The 16,156-nt window shown below is 73.1% G+C and carries 14 protein-coding genes; 2 read left to right on the top strand and 12 right to left on the bottom strand.

Going from position 1 to position 16,156, the window contains the following annotated elements:
* Positions 1-10 precede the first annotated feature (10 nt).
* The 6 genes from HP550_RS18445 to HP550_RS18420 all read right to left on the bottom strand — a co-directional run bounded on the left by HP550_RS18445 (position 11) and on the right by HP550_RS18420 (position 5,238).
* Positions 11-1,810, bottom strand: coding sequence for an SLC13 family permease (locus tag HP550_RS18445; RefSeq protein ID WP_175349130.1), 1,800 nt, complete (start codon positions 1,808-1,810; stop codon positions 11-13).
* Between the two features lie 9 nt (positions 1,811-1,819).
* Positions 1,820-2,470: a DUF4386 domain-containing protein gene (locus HP550_RS18440; RefSeq protein ID WP_175349129.1), complete on the bottom strand. Its 651-nt coding sequence runs from the start codon at positions 2,468-2,470 to the stop codon at positions 1,820-1,822.
* Between the two features lie 67 nt (positions 2,471-2,537).
* Positions 2,538-2,753 (bottom strand): helix-turn-helix domain-containing protein, encoded by a 216-nt coding sequence (locus tag HP550_RS18435; RefSeq protein WP_175349128.1) that lies wholly within the window; start codon positions 2,751-2,753, stop codon positions 2,538-2,540.
* Entirely contained in the window at positions 2,747-3,175 is a 429-nt protein-coding gene (locus tag HP550_RS18430) for a hypothetical protein (protein ID WP_056086680.1), read from the bottom strand. The genes HP550_RS18435 and HP550_RS18430 overlap by 7 nt, the downstream gene beginning before the upstream one ends.
* A complete protein-coding gene (locus tag HP550_RS18425; RefSeq protein WP_246281002.1) occupies positions 3,175-4,176 on the bottom strand; it encodes an NAD(P)-dependent alcohol dehydrogenase in 1,002 nt (333 codons plus the stop codon). The genes HP550_RS18430 and HP550_RS18425 overlap by 1 nt, the downstream gene beginning before the upstream one ends.
* A 120-nt stretch (positions 4,177-4,296) precedes the next feature.
* Positions 4,297-5,238 carry an alpha/beta fold hydrolase gene (locus tag HP550_RS18420; protein ID WP_343048253.1) on the bottom strand — a complete coding sequence of 314 codons (942 nt, stop codon included), beginning with the start codon at positions 5,236-5,238 and terminating at the stop codon, positions 4,297-4,299.
* 86 nt (positions 5,239-5,324) lie between these two features.
* Between HP550_RS18420 and HP550_RS18415 the strand changes: the two genes are divergently transcribed.
* The gene (locus tag HP550_RS18415; RefSeq protein ID WP_175349126.1) at positions 5,325-6,350 is read left to right on the top strand and encodes a helix-turn-helix transcriptional regulator; all 1,026 of its coding nucleotides are present in this window, start codon (positions 5,325-5,327) and stop codon (positions 6,348-6,350) included.
* Here the strand turns inward: HP550_RS18415 and HP550_RS18410 are convergent.
* The 6 genes from HP550_RS18410 to HP550_RS18385 all read right to left on the bottom strand — a co-directional run bounded on the left by HP550_RS18410 (position 6,277) and on the right by HP550_RS18385 (position 15,191).
* Complete coding sequence (locus tag HP550_RS18410) at positions 6,277-7,227, bottom strand: LLM class flavin-dependent oxidoreductase (RefSeq protein WP_175349125.1); 951 nt, start codon at positions 7,225-7,227, stop codon at positions 6,277-6,279. The genes HP550_RS18415 and HP550_RS18410 overlap by 74 nt on opposite strands.
* Positions 7,227-7,793: a sugar O-acetyltransferase gene (locus HP550_RS18405; protein WP_175349124.1), complete on the bottom strand. Its 567-nt coding sequence runs from the start codon at positions 7,791-7,793 to the stop codon at positions 7,227-7,229. The genes HP550_RS18410 and HP550_RS18405 overlap by 1 nt, the downstream gene beginning before the upstream one ends.
* 13 nt (positions 7,794-7,806) lie before the next feature.
* The gene (locus HP550_RS18400) at positions 7,807-10,323 is read right to left on the bottom strand and encodes a polynucleotide kinase-phosphatase (RefSeq protein ID WP_175349123.1); all 2,517 of its coding nucleotides are present in this window, start codon (positions 10,321-10,323) and stop codon (positions 7,807-7,809) included.
* Positions 10,320-11,702, bottom strand: a complete 1,383-nt coding sequence (locus HP550_RS18395) for a 3' terminal RNA ribose 2'-O-methyltransferase Hen1 (protein WP_175349122.1) — start codon at positions 11,700-11,702, stop codon at positions 10,320-10,322. Before HP550_RS18395 ends, HP550_RS18400 begins: the two co-directional genes overlap by 4 nt.
* Before the next feature lie 51 nt (positions 11,703-11,753).
* A complete protein-coding gene (locus HP550_RS18390; protein ID WP_175349121.1) occupies positions 11,754-13,730 on the bottom strand; it encodes a penicillin-binding transpeptidase domain-containing protein in 1,977 nt (658 codons plus the stop codon).
* A gap of 147 nt (positions 13,731-13,877) precedes the next feature.
* Positions 13,878-15,191, bottom strand: a complete 1,314-nt coding sequence (locus HP550_RS18385; RefSeq protein WP_175349120.1) for an FAD-binding oxidoreductase — start codon at positions 15,189-15,191, stop codon at positions 13,878-13,880.
* Between the two features lie 92 nt (positions 15,192-15,283).
* Here HP550_RS18385 and HP550_RS23115 point away from each other — a divergent pair, with 92 nt between their 5' ends.
* Positions 15,284-16,156 carry a helix-turn-helix domain-containing protein gene (locus HP550_RS23115; RefSeq protein WP_175349119.1) on the top strand — a complete coding sequence of 291 codons (873 nt, stop codon included), beginning with the start codon at positions 15,284-15,286 and terminating at the stop codon, positions 16,154-16,156.

Raw genomic sequence — 16,156 nt, 5'->3', positions numbered from 1 at the left:
GTCGTGCTCCTTACGTGGGCCAGATGACTGGGATGAGCAGGATGGCGACGACGAACCACGCCGTCGTGGTCGCGAGGCCGAGCTTCCAGTAGTCGCTGAACGTGTAGCCGCCCGGACCCATGACCATCATGTTCGCGGGGGTGGCGATCGGGGTGAGGAACGACGCGGCTCCCGCCACCGCGACGAGCATGAGGACCGGCGCGAGCGCCACCCCGGAGGCGTCGGCCATGGCGACCGCTATCGGCGCGACGATGAGCACGGTGGCCGTGTTGCTCACCACCTGGCCGAGCGCGAGCGTCAGGACGAACAGGGTGGCCAGCACGACGCGCGGACCCCCGTCGCCGATCAGGTCCACCAACCGGCCGGCCACCAGGTCGGCGGCACCGGACGAGGCGATCGCGACCGACAGCGGGATCAGCCCGCCGACCAGGACGACGACCTGCCACGACACCGCCCGGTACGCCTCCGGTACGCCGACGACGCCGGTCATCACCATGAGCGTCGCCCCGATCAGCCCGGCGATCGCGGGCGGGACGACTCCGGTGGCCAGCAGCGCGACCGTGACGACGAGCACCGCGACCGCCCGCCACGCCTTCGGCCCGAGCGCCACGGTCTGCCGCCGGACCAGCTCGGGGCTGTCGACGATGAGCACGTCGTCCCCGGCCGCGAACGCCTCGACGGCGGGCCACGGGCCGTGCACCAGGAGCGAGTCCCCCTCGGCCAGCACCAGGTGGTCGGCCCCGCGGTCCTTGCCCAGCCTGCGTACGCCCAGCACCGTGACGCCGGAGCGGACCAGCCCCGCGAACACGACCTGGCCGATCACCCGCGAGCGCGGCCGGACCACCATCTCCGCGACGCCCACCTCGCGGCCCAGGAGCGCCTCGCGCGTGCCCCGGGACAGCGGGGTCGTCGCGACGGTCAGCGCGTGCCGCTCGACCAATGACGCGATCCCCGCGTTGTCGCCCGTCACCACGACGACGTCCCCGACGCTCAGCGTCTCGTCCTCGGCGGCAGGCTCACCCGTGGCCCGCTGCACCCCGATGAGCACCACGCCGTCCGGCACCTCGACCTGCACGCGCCGGCTGCCGATCACGTCGGACCCCGGGTCGACCGCGAGGCGGAAGAAGCCGACGTCCAGGCTGTAGTGCTCGACCAGGGTGTCGACGTGCCGGGAGTAGTCGGCGGGCAGCGCGGTGGGCGAGCGGTCGGGCAGCAGGCGCTGGCCGACGAGCACCGAGACCGCGATCGTCGCGAGCACCAGCGGCAGCCCGATCAGGCCGAACTCGAAGAACCCGAACTGCTCGCCCGTGGCGGTGACCAGCGCGTCGGACACGATGACGTTCACTGTGCTGCCGCTGAGCACCAGGAGCGCCCCGGCGCTGGCCGCGAACGCGAGCGGCATGAGCATCTGCGACGTCGACTGCTTCGAGCGTCGCGACGCCAGCACCACCACCGGCAGCAGCGCGGCGGCCGCGCCGTTGGGGGTGACCAGTGCCGCCATCAGTGCGGACAAGAACATGAGGGCGATCAGCAGCCGGTTCCGTGCCGTCCCCGCGCGGGCGATCAGCTGCTGACCGGCCCACGCAGTGACGCCCGACGACTCGAGTCCCTCGCTGAGCACGAACAGCGACGCGATGAACACGACGACCGGATCCCCGAACCCGGCGACCGCCTCGTTGGCGGTGATCAGGCCGGTGGCGTAGAGGGTCAGCGCGGTGAGGATCGCGACGACGCCGACCGAGAGGCGGTTCCAGACGAACAGCCCGACGCAGCCCGCCAGCACCAGCAGGCTGACGGTAGCGTCGGACATATCGCCAAACTAGGGCACGAGCACCCGCTCGCGAACGGGTGCCGACACACCCTTCACCAGCAACCACAGCAGGAACGCGATCTCGGAGATCCCCCCGACCACACCCAGGGCGAGCGCGACGCCGTCCGCACCCGGCGCGACCAGCTCGACGACGAGCCCGAGCAGGTACCCCACTCCACCCACGATCAGGGCGTACCCGAGCACGCGCGGCATCATTCCCGACCGGACCACCAGGTAGCCGAGCGGGATGAGCCAGCCGCCGAAGAAGACCTGCGCGATCAGGTAACCGACCCCGTGCAGGTCGAGGAACAGCACGGCGAGCTCGTCGGCCCCCCGCTGCGCCGCGAGCACGGCGCCCGCGTGGTTGACGAGGTCCAGGCTCTGGATGGCCACGCTGCCCGCGTTCATGGTGAGCATCGCGACCGCCGCGACGCGGTGGACGTCCTTGAACAGCGCGTAGAGGGCGAGGCCGACGAGCAGGAAGCACGTGTAGGCGACGACGTCGGCGGCGAACGCGACCTTCATGAGCCCGGCGCTGTCGCGGAGGGCTTGGGCGACGTCGTCGGACGCCTTGATGGTCGATCGCGCTCCCAGCTCCGCGAACCCACCGCAGACGGCGACGACGAGGTAGAGCAGACCGGCAAGTCGAGCAGTGCGCATGGCAGTGCCTCTCTGTGGGCAGGACGGATCGCGAGACCGCGTGGCCTCGTGCGGGTGGAACCTGGCGTCAGCCCGGGTACTGGAAGACGTCGTCGAGCGGGACGTCGAACACGCGGGCGATCTGGAAGGCCATCTCGAGCGACGGGGAGTAGCGGCCCTGCTCGATCGCGATGACGGTCTGGCGGGTGACGCCGATGCGCTCGGCCAGCTCGGCCTGGGTCATCTCCCCGTGCGTGAACCGGAGGGCGCGGATGGCGTTCGTGACCTGCGTGGGCTTCACCACGTGGAGAAGTCCCGTCGGTAGGCGGCGAGCTTGGTGACGCCGCCGAGGATCGCGGACAGGACGAAGCAGAGGTAGACGGCGTTGGCGATCCAGAACCAGTCGACCTCGAGCAGCGCCAGGACCATCGCGGCGAGCGCACCGATCACGACGAACGACTGGCCGGTGCGATCGCCGAGCCGGCTGATCTCCTTGTCACGCTGGTCCGTGAGGTGCCCGTCGCGGCGGTTGGCCAGCGCGACCCCGATGGACCCGATGATGGCCAACACGATCGCGCCGCCGATCGACCACAGCAGCGGACCGGCGTAGGCGACCTCGGTCAGGGGCGTGTCCCGCGCCCGGGCCAGCACCACCACGACGTAGACCCCGTACGCGAGCACGGAGACGACGAGGGAGACCCAGACGTTCCGCTCTTCGTAGGACATCAACGCTCCTGGGCGACAGTGAGGACGGTCTTGCCACGGGCGTGCTCGGCGATCAGCCGGCGCACGGCCTCCGGGGCGTCGCTCAGAGGGTAGGTCCGCTCGATCGCGGGGGTGAGCGACCCTGCCTCGGCGAGCTCGCGGAGCCGGTCGAGCTTGGCGCGGCTCGGCGTCGCGAAGACGGGGCGCAGTCGCTGGGAGACGAACGGGTTCACGACGAGCGCCTGCGCGAGCCGGGCCATCGGCCCGATCACCCGACCGCCGCCGCCACCGGACAGGTGGAGCGTGCCGCGCGGGGCCAGTGCCCGCCGGTACGCCGCGAGGCTCCGGTTGCCGACGAGGTCGATGATCAGGTCGTACCGGGTGCTGCCGCTGGTGAAGTCGGAGCGTTGGTAGTCGACGACGTGGTCCGCACCGAGGTTCGTGACGAGCTCGACGTTCCGACCGCTGCACACCCCGGTCACCTCGGCGCCGAGCGCCTTGGCCGCCTGCACCGCGAACGAGCCGACCCCTCCGGAGGCGCCGTTGACCAGCACCTTCTGCCCGGGCCGGACCCCGGCGACGCAGTCGAGAGCGGTGCCGGCGGCCAGCGGCAGCGTGGCGGCCTCCGCGAAGCTCAGGTTCACGGGCTTGCGACCGACGAGCTTCGCCCGCACGGCCACGTACTGCGCCCACGAGCCCGCGGACGCCTCGGCGTAGACCTCGTCACCTGCCGCCAGGTCGGTGACGTCCGCACCGACAGCCTCGACGACCCCGGCGAGGTCCCTGCCGGGGACGGTGTACCGCGGCCGCCGCAACCCCATGGCGGCCCGGATCAGCGACGGCCTGCCGGTCACCATGGCGACGTCGGCGAAGTTCAGCGAGGACGCGTGCACCCGGACGAGGACCTCGTCCGGCTTCGGCTCCGGCCGCGCGACGGTCCGGTGGGTGAGGACGGTCTCGGGCGCTCCGTACGCGCTCTGGACGATCGCCTGCATGGTGCGAGTCTCGGTCTCGACGCTCATCGGAGCCTCCGTGTAAAGAATTGTTGACACGGCGAAGGTATGGCGAACCAGACACCGTGTCAAGAGTTCTTTACACGTCGGAAGGGGCGCGGCGCGGGGACCGACCCGCGCCGCGTCCAGTCACGACTCCTGCTGCTCCAGCCAGGTCAGGATCGCCTCGTTGGTCTCCTCCGGCTTCTCCTCCTGGATCCAGTGACCGCAGTCGAGGCTGACCACGTCCGCGCGCGGCACGAAGTCGGTCAGGTTCTCGGACTTCGCGACCGTGTCCCGGTCGCCGTAGATCATGAGGGCGGGCTGCCGGACGATCGGGTCCACGTCCGCCAGCAGGTGCCAGTTGCGGTCGAGGTTCCGGTACCAGTTGAGGCCGCCCGTGAACCCCGACGACTCGAATGCGGAGACAAGGACGGCCAGCTCGTCGTCGCTCAGGACGGCTTCACCCCTCGGCGTCTCCGCCAGGGCGAGGTTGATCATCGCCATACCCGGCGCCGGCTCCGCGGGCTGCTCGTTCTTCCGGTACAGGTTGCGCAGGAACCGGGAGGTGTTCGCCTCGAGCACCGCGTCTGCGACACCGGGCTGTCGGTTGAAGTGGACGAGGTAGAGGTCGCCGCCGAACACCGCCTCCAGGAACTCGATCGGGGGCACCGGGCCGCGCTCCATGTACGGCAGGCTCAGGTTGATCACCTTGTTCACGCGGTGCGGGTGCAGCTGGGCCAGCCCCCAGACGACGTTGGCCCCCCAGTCGTGCCCGACGAACGTGGCGTCGTCGTACCCGTAGTGGTCCAGCAGTGCCACGAGGTCGCCCGTCAGGTGCGCGATGTCGTAGTCCGTCACCTCGGTCGGACGGGACGAGTTCCCGTAGCCCCGCTGGTTCGGGACGATGACGTGGTAGCCCGCTGCGAAGAGGGCGGGCACCTGGTGGCGCCAGGAGAACGCGTGCTCCGGCCAGCCGTGACAGAGCACGACGGGCCGTCCGGCGTTGTGCGCGCCTGCGTCGAACACCTCCAACTTCACGCCGTTGACGGAGATCAAGGTCGGCTCGGGAAAACTGGTGGGATCGAACACGGCGACGTTCCTCTCGGTGGGTGACGCCATCACCGTAGGAAGCATTGCGGACAGGATCGGTCCTCGATCGATGCCAGACTTCGACCATGCGGAAGGACCCCACCGGTCGAGCGCTCCAGCTGCTCTCGCTCCTGCAGACCCATCGCTGGTGGCGTGGAGCCGAGCTCGCGGAACGCCTCGAGATCACAGAGCGATCGGTGCGCCGTGACGTCGACCGGCTGCGCGAGCTGGGCTACCCGGTCGACGCCACGTCGGGAAAGCACGGGGGCTACCGACTTGCCACGGGCGCGCACCTGCCACCCCTGGTCCTCGACGACGACGAGGCCGTCGCGGTCGCCGTCGGGCTGCGCTACGCCGCCGAGGCGGCGATCGGCGGCATGGAGGAGGCGTCGCTCCGCGCACTGACCACGATCGAACAGCTGCTGCCGCATCGCCTCCGCCGACGGGTGTCGGCGCTCCGCTCGAGCGTCGCGTCGATGCGATCTCCGGCCGAGGACGACGTCGTCGACCCCGAGGCGCTCAGCGTGCTCGCCGCGGCGTGCCGCGACCGTGAGGACGTGCGTTTCGACTACCGACGACGTGATGGCACGGCCAGCCGACGGCTCGTCCAGCCACACCAGCTCGTCACCGCCGGCCGTCGCTGGTACCTCGTGGCCTGGGACCAGGGGCGCGACGACTGGCGCACGTTCCGGCTGGACCGGCTTCGGGAGCCCCGGCCGGCGGGCAGTCACTTCGCGCCGCGCCAGATCCCGGGTGGCGATGCGGCGAGCTTCGTCGCGAGCTCACTCGGCTCGTTGTTCCGTCAGCACCGAGCGACGCTCGTCATCGGCGCCCCGTTCGACGAGCTCGAGGGTGCGCTCCGCTGGGTGGACCACACACCGGTCGAGACGGAGGCGGACTCGTGCGTCGTCCAGATCCGCAGCGAGGATCTCGAGTGGCTCGCCGTGATCGTCGCCCGCATCGCGCTCACCGGCCCGGTGTCCGTCGTCGAACCAGCCGAGCTCGCCGACACGGTCCTCCGGCTCGCCTCGAACCTCGCTAGAGCACCCGCGCCAGGTTCTCCAGCGCCACCAGCGGGTCCGGGCCGACCGGGATCAGCACCGTCGTCGTGACCCCCGCGTCGTGCAGCTGCCCGATGCGGGTGCGGGCGTCGTCCGTCGTCCCGACGACGGCGAGCTGGTCGACCCACCCGTCGGGCAGCGCCGCGACGAACTCCGCCCGGGTCGCCGCCGACGCCCGGAGCGCGCGGAACTCGTCGGCGAACGGCAGGGGCGCGATGTGCACGTCCCAGTCGGGCTCGCCGATCCACTCCAGCGCGGGCCGGGCGGCGGTGCGGGCGGCGTCGGCAGAGTCGTCGACCACCGCGACGCAGTAGGCGACGATCCGGTGCTCCCGCGTCGGCGCGATGTGCCGGAGCGCGTCGGCCACATACTCGGGCGTGACCGGCTCGGCCAGGATCGTGCCGTCCGCAGAGCGGCCCGCGAGCGCGAGCGACTTGGGTCCGCGGACCCCGGCCAGCACGCGCGGCACGCTGCTCGGCGGGGTGTTCAGGTCGATCGCGTCGAGGTTCACGTAGCGGCCCTCGGCGTCCACTGGCCCTCCGCGGAGCACAGCCCGCACCGCGTCGAGGTGTTCCCCGAGCATGGTCAGCGGGCTGGCCGGCCACGCGCCGACCTGCGTCATCCAGCCACGCATCCCGTGCCCGATGCCCACGTCGATCCGCCCCGGGAACAGCTCCGCAAGCGTCGCGGCCTCCATCGCGGTGAACGCCGCGTTCCGGACCGCCGCCGGCAGGATGCCGATGCCGACCCGGATGCGCTCGGTCATCGCCAGAGCGGCGGCGGCCTGCGCGACGCCGCCGCGGAAGAAGCAGTCCTCGACCACCCAGAGCTCGTCGAACCCGAGCGCCTCGGCCCGCCGTGCGAAGGTCCGGAACAGGTCGGCGGGCAGGTCCCGCGGGAGCATGACGCCAATGGCACGCTCAGTCATCAGATCTCCTTGATCACCCGCGCGGGGTTGCCCACCGCGACGACGTTGGCGGGCAGGTCCTTGGTGACCACGGCGCCGGCGCCGACCACCGTGTTGTCGCCGATGGTCACGCCCGGGCAGACGATGGCCCCGCCGCCGAGCCAGACGTTGTTGCCGATCGTGATCGGCTTGGCGGCCTCGAGCTTGTTCCGCCGCGGCTCGGGGTCCACCGGGTGGATCGGGGTGAGCAGCTGGACGTTCGGGCCGATCTGCACGTCGTCGCCGATGTGGATGGGCGCCACGTCGAGCGCGACGAGCCCGAAGTTGGCGAACGTCCGCGCACCCACGTGCAGGTGCACGCCGTAGTCGACGTACAGGGGCGGGCGGATCCACGTGTCCTCGACCAGTGAGCCCAGCAGCTCGCGCAGGCGGTCGACGGCGTCGTCGTCGCCGTCCTTCACGGCCTGCGCGAACCGCTCCGCGCGGGCCTGGGCGGCGCCGGTCAGCTCCTGGATCTGGGCGTCGGCCTCGTACCAGTCGCCGGCGACCATGCGCTCGTACTGCGTCCGGGTGTCCTCGTCAGTCATGCGTCCGACGCTCTCACAGCCGCGGGTCCACCGGCTCGGACTCCAGGGCCAGCACCGCGAACACCGGCTCGTGCACGCGCCACAGCGGCTCCCCGGCGACCAGCCGGTCCAGCGACTCCAGCCCGAGCGCGTACTCGCGCAGCGCCAGACCACGCTTGCGCCCGAGCGAGCGCACCTTCAGCCGGTCCAGGTGCTGGGTGTACTCCGGGCCGTAGATGATCCGCAGGTACTCGCGCCCGCGGACCTTCAGGCCCGGCTGCACCAGCCCGCGCCGGCCGTGCACCAGGTTGGCGAACGGCTTGACCACCATCCCCTCCCCGCCGGCCGCGGTGAGCTCCTCCCACCAGTCGATGCCCGGCTGCGGCTCGGCGACGTCGACCTCCAGCCGCTTCGTGGTGCGCAGCAGCGCCGGGTCGGCGTCGACCAGCCGGTCGATGACGGACAGGTGCCAGCCGTGGTCGCGGTCGTGGAACGTGGCGCCCGCGGCGGCCAGCACCTGGAACGGTGCCAGCTGGACGCCCTCGAGCCCGTCGGTCGGCCAGACGTAGCGGCGGTAGGCGTCGACGAAGAGACCGGCGTCCTCCACCCGCCGCCGCGTCCGGTCGAGCAGGTCGCCGATCTCCAGCCCCCGACCGGCGACGGCCTCGAGCGAGGACACCGCCGACGGCAGCATCGCCCGCGCGGCCGCGCCCGTCGCGGCGTACTGCTCGCGCAGCAGGGGTGCGGCCTTGAGCGACCAGGGCAGCAGCTCGGCGTCCAGCAGCAGCCAGTCGGTGCCGAGCTCCTCCCAGAGCCCGGCTCGCGTGACCGCGGCGCGGACACCCGCCAGGAACACCTCGGTCAGCGGCCGGTCGAAGAACGCCCGCCCGGTCCTCGTCCAGACCGCCCCGGTCTCGCCGTCGGGAGCACCCGACCAGCGGAACCCGTCCCGGCACACCAGCAAGGTCGCCCGTGAGCCCATGTGCTTCTCCTCGCAGATCACCCGCGTGACGCCCGAGGCTGCGAACGCCGAGAACGCCTCCGCAGGGTGCTCCAGCACGCCCGGCAGCGGGGAGGTCGCCACCGGCGCCATCGTCGGCGGCAGGTACGGCACCCACCGCGGGTGCAGCGCGAACCGGCTCATCACCTCCAGCGCGGCGACCGCGTTCTCCTCGTCGATGGTGACCCGCCCGTGGTGCCGGGTCTCCACCGACCGCCGCCCGAGCACGTCCTCGATGTCGAGCACGTCGTCCGGGCGGACCTGCTCGGGGACCAGGAACGGCCGCGCCGGCTCGTACCAGACCTGCTCGGCCGGCACCTGGACGAGCTCCTTGGTCGGGTACCGCAGCGCGGTCAGGTGTCCCCCGAACACGACGCCGGTGTCCAGGCACATCGTGTTGTTGACCCATTGCGGGACCGGGGTCGGCGTGTGCCCGTACAGGACCATCGCGCGGCCGCGGTACTCGTCGGCCCACGGGTACCGCACCGGCAGCCCGAACTCGTCGGTCTCCCCGGTGGTGTCCCCGTACAGGGCGAAGCTGCGCACGCGTCCCGACGCCCGCCCGTGGTACGCCTCCTTGAGCCCGGCGTGCGCGACGACGAGCCGCCCGTCGTCGAGCACCAGGTGCGAGACCAGCCCGTCCGCCCACGCCCGGACCTGCGCGGAGAACTCCGCGCCCTCGGCCTCCAGCTGCGCCAGCGACGTCTCCAGCCCGTGGCTGACCTGCACGTTCCGGCCGCCCAGCGCGCGCACCAGCTTGTGCTCGTGGTTGCCCGGCACCGCGAGCGCGTGGCCCGCGGCGGTCATCCCCATGGCCAGCCGCAGCACGCCCGGGGTGTCCGGGCCGCGGTCGACCAGGTCACCGAGGAAGACGACCTTCCGGCCCTCCGGGTGCACGGCGTCGACCGGTCGCCCGGCGTCGTCGCGGACCAGCACGTAGCCGAGCCTCTCCAGCAGCGACTCCAGCTCGGACCGGCAGCCATGCACGTCGCCGACGACGTCGAACGGGCCGTGCTCGTCGCGCAGGTCGTTGTGCAGGCGGGTACGGGTGATCGTCGCCGACTCGACCTCCTCGACCGTGCGCAGCACGTGCACCTGCCGGAACCCCTCGCGGGCCAGACCGCCGACCGCGCGACGCACCAGGTCGTGCTGGCGCTTCACCACCCGCTCCGGCAGCGCTCTGTCGCCCCGGCCGCGGTTGCGCTCCAGGCACTCGTCCAGCGGCAGGTCCAGCACGATCGCGACCGGCAGCACGTCGTGCGCGCGCGCCAGCTCGACCACGTGCTTGCGGGCGTCGCGCTGGGCGTTCGTGGCGTCGACGACCGTCAGCCGGCCGCGGTCCAGGCGCTTGCCGACGACGAACCCCAGCACCTCGAACGCGTCCTTGGTGGCGTCCTGGTCGGTCTCGTCGTCGGACACCATGGCGCGGCAGGCGTCGCTGGACACCACCTCGTACTGCCCGAACCGCTCGCGTGCGAAGGTCGACTTCCCCGACCCGGACGCGCCGACCAGCGCCACCAGGGACAGCTCCGGGATCTCCAGCGCGGTCATGCCGCCGCTCCGAGCGTGAAGACCAGCAGCTGCGTCGGCGGACCGACCTCGGGGTCGACGTCACCGACCGCACCGGCGCGGAACGTGTACCCGTACGCCGCGCACACCCCGGCGGCCCACGCCTCGCCCTGCGCGCGCGTCCACTCGAACCGGTGGTCCGTGTGGCGCATGGTCCCCGCGTGCAGCGTCGGGTAGCGCACGTTGAACTCCTCGTTCGGCGTGGTGACGATGACGGTCCGCGGGCGGGCGTCCCCGAACACGGTCCGCTCCAGCGACGGCAGCCGGTCCGCGTCCACGTGCTCGACGACCTCCATGAGCACCACCGCGTCGGCACCGGCCAGCCGCGCGTCCCGGTACGTCACCGACGACTGGAGCAGCGTGAGCCGCGCGCGGACGGTGTCGGGCATCCGGTCCAGGCCCAGCCGCTCGGCCGCGCGCCGCAGCGCCCGGTGCGACACGTCGGCGCCGACCACCCGCGTGAACGACGGGTCCGCCAGCAGCTCGCGCAGCAGTGCACCCTCGCCGCACCCCAGGTCGACGACGGACGCCGCACGGGCCGACCGCAGCTCCGCGAGCACGACCTCACGCCGGACCTGGGAGAGCGGGCGTACCTCCGGAACAGACGGCTCGTCGGGAGTGGCGGGCACCTCGACGACGCCCAGCCGCTCCACCGCGTCCGCCACGTACTCGCGTCGGTGTGCCAGCGACCGCCGCAGGATCCAGTCCCGCTCCGGGTGGTCGCCCAGCCACTCGCCCGCGCTGCGCACCAGCTTGTCGACCTCGTCGGGTCCCACCCAGTAGTGCTTGCCGCCGTCCAGCGCCGGGAGCAGCACGTACAGGTGCCGCAGCGCGTCCGCCACGGTGAACGTCCCGGTCAGGCGCACGTCGGCGTACGGCGAGTCGCCCCACGCGGGGACGGCGGGATCGAGCGGGCCGACGCCGGCCGAGACCTGCCACCCGAGCGGCTCGAACAGCCGCGCCACCAGCGCGGCATCGCCGTCGTCCGGCACGGCCGGCACGTGGATCTCCAGCGGCAGCGGGACGCCGACGAGGTCCGGCCGCGCCGCGCAGGTGCCGGCCATCGCCGACCGGAACACGCGCCCCAGCGCGACCGCCAGCAGCGAGCTCGCGGCGTAGGGCCGGTCGTTGACGTAGGCGCCGAGCGCGAACCCGTCGCCGAACCGGTTGCCGCGCGCCAGCTCCACCGGGTCGACCTCGAGCAGCAGCGCGACCGTGCAGCGCTCGTCGGTGGACTCGGGGTAGAAGACGTGCGCCGTGCCCACGGACAGGTCGAACGCCTGCACCCGGTCGGGGTGCTTGTGCAGGAGGAAGCCCAGGTCGCTCGCGGAGTCGGCCGTCGACGTCAGGGTGAGGAACACCGGGCCATTGTGTCGGCGCCGGGGTCCCCTGACCTGCGGATTACTCGACCGTCACCCCTGCGCCGCCCGCAGGAACTGCTCCAGCAGCGGTCCTGCCGTGGTCGACCCGTACTCGCCCACGTCGACGAACACCGCGACCGCGAGGTCCCCCTGGACGGCGATCATCCACACGTGGTTCTGCAGGTTGCCCGCCTCGCCGAACTGCGCGGTGCCGGTCTTGGCCGCGACCTCGTCGCCGGGGACGTCCTGGAGGAACGTCGCGCCGCCCTCGGTCACCACGCCGCGCATCAGCTGCTTCAGGGTGGCGGCCTCGTCGGCGGTCAGCGGGACGGCGGCGCGCGCGGTCTCCGTCGGGTCGTCGGTGGACGTCTCGTCGTCCGCCTCCGGCGCCGCGGCACCCTCGACCGGGACGACGATCTGCGGCACCACGGTCGACCCCTTTGCCACCGAGGCGGCGACCGTCGCCATGCCCAGCGGCGAGGCGAGCACCCGGCCCTGCCCGATCATCGACGCGGCGTGGTCCGTGCCGTCCGAGTCGGCGGGGACGTCCCCGAGGAACGCCGGGAAGCCGAGCGACGCGTTCGGGTCCAGCCCGAGCGATCCGGCGGCGTCGATGAGCGCGTCCTGGGTCGCCTGGTCGCGTGCCGAGATGAACGCCGTGTTGCAGGAGTTGGCGAAGGCGGTCCGCAGGGGGATGGTGCCCAGCTTGTCCGTGGGGTACTCGGGGAAGTTGGAGAACGATCGTCCGTCGACGCTCACCGTGGTCGGGCAGGTGGTGTCGCTGTCCGCCGTGAGCCCCGACCGCAGCAAGGCGAGCGCGGTGACCACCTTGAACGTGGAGCCGGGGGCGAACTGGCCGAGCGTGGCCGTCGACATGCCCTCGCCGCCCACCCCGCTCGCGGCGGCGAGCACCTCGCCGGTCGACGGGCGGATGGCGACGATCGCGTTGGCCGGCCCGACGGTGGCGACGATCGACTCGGCCGCCTCCTGCAGGCGCACGTCGAGGGTGGTGGTGAGCGGGGTGCCGGGGGTGGGCGCGACGTCGTACAGCTGGCGCGGGGCGGCGCCGTCGGCCTGCGCGGCGGTGATGGTCAGTCCGGGCAGTCCGCGCAGCTGGGCGTCGTACTGGCGCTGGAGCCCGGACAGTCCCGCGAGGTCTCCGGGGGACACCGCGCCGTCCGACTTCTCGATGATCTCGGCCGTCGCGGGGCCGACGGTGCCCAGGATCGGCCGGGCGAACTGGCGGGTGGGAGCCAGCGGCAGCGTGTCCGGCACCTCGATCACGCCGGGCAGCCCGACGAGCGCGGTGAGGTCGTAGCCGGGGTCGCCGTCGCGGATGGTGATCGCCTCGACGAAGGCCTTCTCCCCGGCACCGAGCACCTTGGCGGCGTACGAGTCGCTGTCGATCCCCAGCTGCCGCCCCAGCTCGCGCGCCGCCGCCTCCTGCTCGGGGGCCGCGATCTTCGTCTTGTCGATCCCGACGCGGTGGACGCGCCGCGGCTCGACGATGACCGCCCCGCCGGCGCCCAGCACGTTGGCGCGGTCGGCCCGTGTCCGCTCGACGCTCAGCACCTCGCCCGCCACGAGGTCCGGCGCGAGCAGCGCGGGCGCCCACGTGACGTGCCAGACGTCCTCGTCGTCGCGCGCGAGCCTGGCGTGCGTCTCGTACGTCCAGTCGGAGTCGCTCTCGTCGACGTCCCACGTGAACCCGAGCGTCGTCGTGGCGACGTCCTCGTCCTGCTCGTCGACCTCCGTCGACACGACCGTCACGGTGGGCTGCCACGGGGCGAGACCCTCGTAGGCGCTGGTGCGGGCCGCGGTCGCCGCGGTGACGTCGGCAGCGCCGCCGGCGAAGGGGGCCTTGGTGAAGTCGCCGGACGTGAGCGCAGCGGCGAGCGCCTCGGTCGCGCTCGTCGGGTCGGGCGGCTCGGGCGAGCACCCGGTCAGGCCCACCGCCGCGAGCACCAGGGCGATCCCGCCACCCACGAGCCGCCGACCGGCCACTGCGCGTTCACCTGCGAACGACATGCTGTCCCCTCGTCGCGCGGCATCGCGCCGCTTCCTGCTGCTGCACGCCCGGCTCACCCGCCCGCACGGCGCCCCGAGAGCGTGTCACCACCGGGTGACGTCGCGGGCGGGAACGGTGCAGCCTTCACGACTCCTCCCCAGACGGGGTCACCCGAACACCCCCGCCGGGTCGTAGGTCCGCCGCACCTGAGCCAGCCGGTCCGCCGTCTCCGGCGTCCAGACCGCCGACCCGGTGCCGGCGAAGTTCGGGTTGACCTCGGTCGACGCCCACGGGGCCAACGCCTCGACGACCGCGTCGGCAGCGGCCGGCAGCTCGGCGAACCGGCTCGGGTTGCCGCTCGCGACCGACACGACGAACGCCGACCCGCGCCCCGACACCGCCGACCCGTCGGGGACGTCGACGCCGGTGGCGCCGGCGACGTGCCGCAGCTCGGCGGCCATGAACGGGGTCGACGCGTCGGCGCCCACGAGCCCGAGCCAGGTGCTCGCGAGCGCGTCGTCGGCGCGGTCGAGCAGCATCCCGCGCACCCACCCGGGTCCGGGCTGCCCCGGGTCGTTGTGGATCTCCCCCGCGCGGGCCGCGGGCAGCACGCCGACCGTGTCCAGGAACGCCGGCGCGAGGGCCCGCAGGGGAGCGGCGGCTGCCTTGCCCGCGGCCTCGTCACCGGGCCGGGCGACGCGCAGCAGCAGGACGGTGCGGCCGCGCAGGAACGGCGGGATCGCCTCCAGCGGCGGGAAGCGCACGATCGCCGCACTGGTGGTCGTCGCGGGGTCCGCCGTCGAGGTCCACGCCAGCCAGCCGCGCACCGCGGGCTCGATGTGCTCGGCGCCGAAGAACAGGGTGCCCGCGTAGAGCTCGGGCATCTCGACCAGGCGCAGGCGCACCTGCGTCACCACGCCGAGGCCGACCTTGCCGCCCCGGAGCGCCCAGAAGAGGTCGGGGTGCTCGTCGGCCGACGCCTCGACCACCTCACCCGTCCCCGTGACGACGGTGACGGACTCGAGCAGGTCGGAGCTGTACCCGTGGCTGCGGGCGACGGGACCGAGCCCCCCGCCGAGGAGGTAGCCGGCCACGCCGACGTTGGCCGAGGAGCCCGCGATCGGTGTGAGCCCGTGGGCGTCGGCGGCGGGGACCACGTCGGACCAGCGCGCCCCGGCGCCGATCGTCGCCACCCGGGCGTCCGGGTCGACGTCGACGCCTCCGAGCCGGCGGGTGGTGAGCAGGACGCCCGAGGTCACGGGCGTGGTGGCGCCGTGGCCCGTGGCCAGCACGTGGACGGGTACGCCCTGCTCGGCGGCCCACCGCACGGTCTCCGCGACGTCCTGGGTGCTCGCGGCGCCGACCGCGACGTCGGGCGCGTGGACGACCGCGCGGTTGTGCGGGGCGATCTCGTCGGCGAACCCGTCCTGGTCCGGGGTGAGCACGGGGCCGGTGACGCGGGAGGTGAGGAGGTGAGACATACCCTGACTCCTTGCAGGTGGTTGGTCGTCAGGAAGGGAACGCTGCCACCCTTGCACCCCCCTCCGACACTCCTTTGCGGGACGATCGCGGGGTGACCGACACGTTCACCTACGTCACCCACGAGCCCACGGGTGCCCTCGGGCGGTCCGTGGCAAGCGTCTGGTACGCCCGCGGCCGGCTGCGTGCCCCGGCCGAGCGGATCGCGCCGACCGGGTCGGCCGTCCTGGGCCTCGTGCTCGGGCCGCCGATCGCGCAGGTGGCGCGCAACGGGACCGGCGACGTGCACGTGGCCCGGACCGGGTTCCTGCTGGGCCCCGACGACCAGCCGATGCTCAACCGGCCCCTCGGCGAGACGTGGTGCGTCGGCGTGGTCGCGACGCCGATCGGGTGCGCGACCGCGTTCGACGTCGACCCGCGGGCGCTCCGGGGCCGGCTGGTCGGAGCGCAGGCGTGGGCGCCGCTGCGTCGGCAGCTGCTGGGGCTCGAGGACCCGGACGCGATGATCGCCGCGGTCGAGGCCGCCCTCGCGGAGTCCGTGGCCGAACGGGAGCACGCGCTACCCCGCTGCACCGACGCGGTCGAGGCAGCGGTGCGGGTCCTCGTCGCGGAGCCGGGCCGCCCGGTCGCCGACGTCGCGCGGTCGCTGCACCTGTCGCACGCCCACCTGGACCGCGGGTTCCGGCGCGTGGTCGGGCTGAGTCCCGGCACGTTCGCGCGGGTGGCCCGGATGCGCGACCTGCTGGCGTCGCTGGACACCGGGCGTCCGGTCGGCTGGGGGCAGGTGGCCGCCGACCGCGGCTGGTACGACCAGGCGCACCTCATCCGGCACTTCCGCCGGCACACGGGCACGACGCCGGCCGCGTACCTCGCCGCGTACCGCGCGGTCTACGGGGACGCCCCCACCGAGCCCGGGTTCGCACCGGTGGTCAATCCCGTCCAAGACCGCGTCGGCCCGGACGCCTAG

Origin of the sequence: Cellulomonas humilata, assembly GCF_013359775.1 — a bacterium.
Classification (GTDB): Bacteria; Actinomycetota; Actinomycetes; order Actinomycetales; family Cellulomonadaceae; genus Cellulomonas; species Cellulomonas humilata.
Note: the sequence above shows the minus strand (reverse complement) of the source record. Positions and strands in the feature narration are given on the sequence as shown.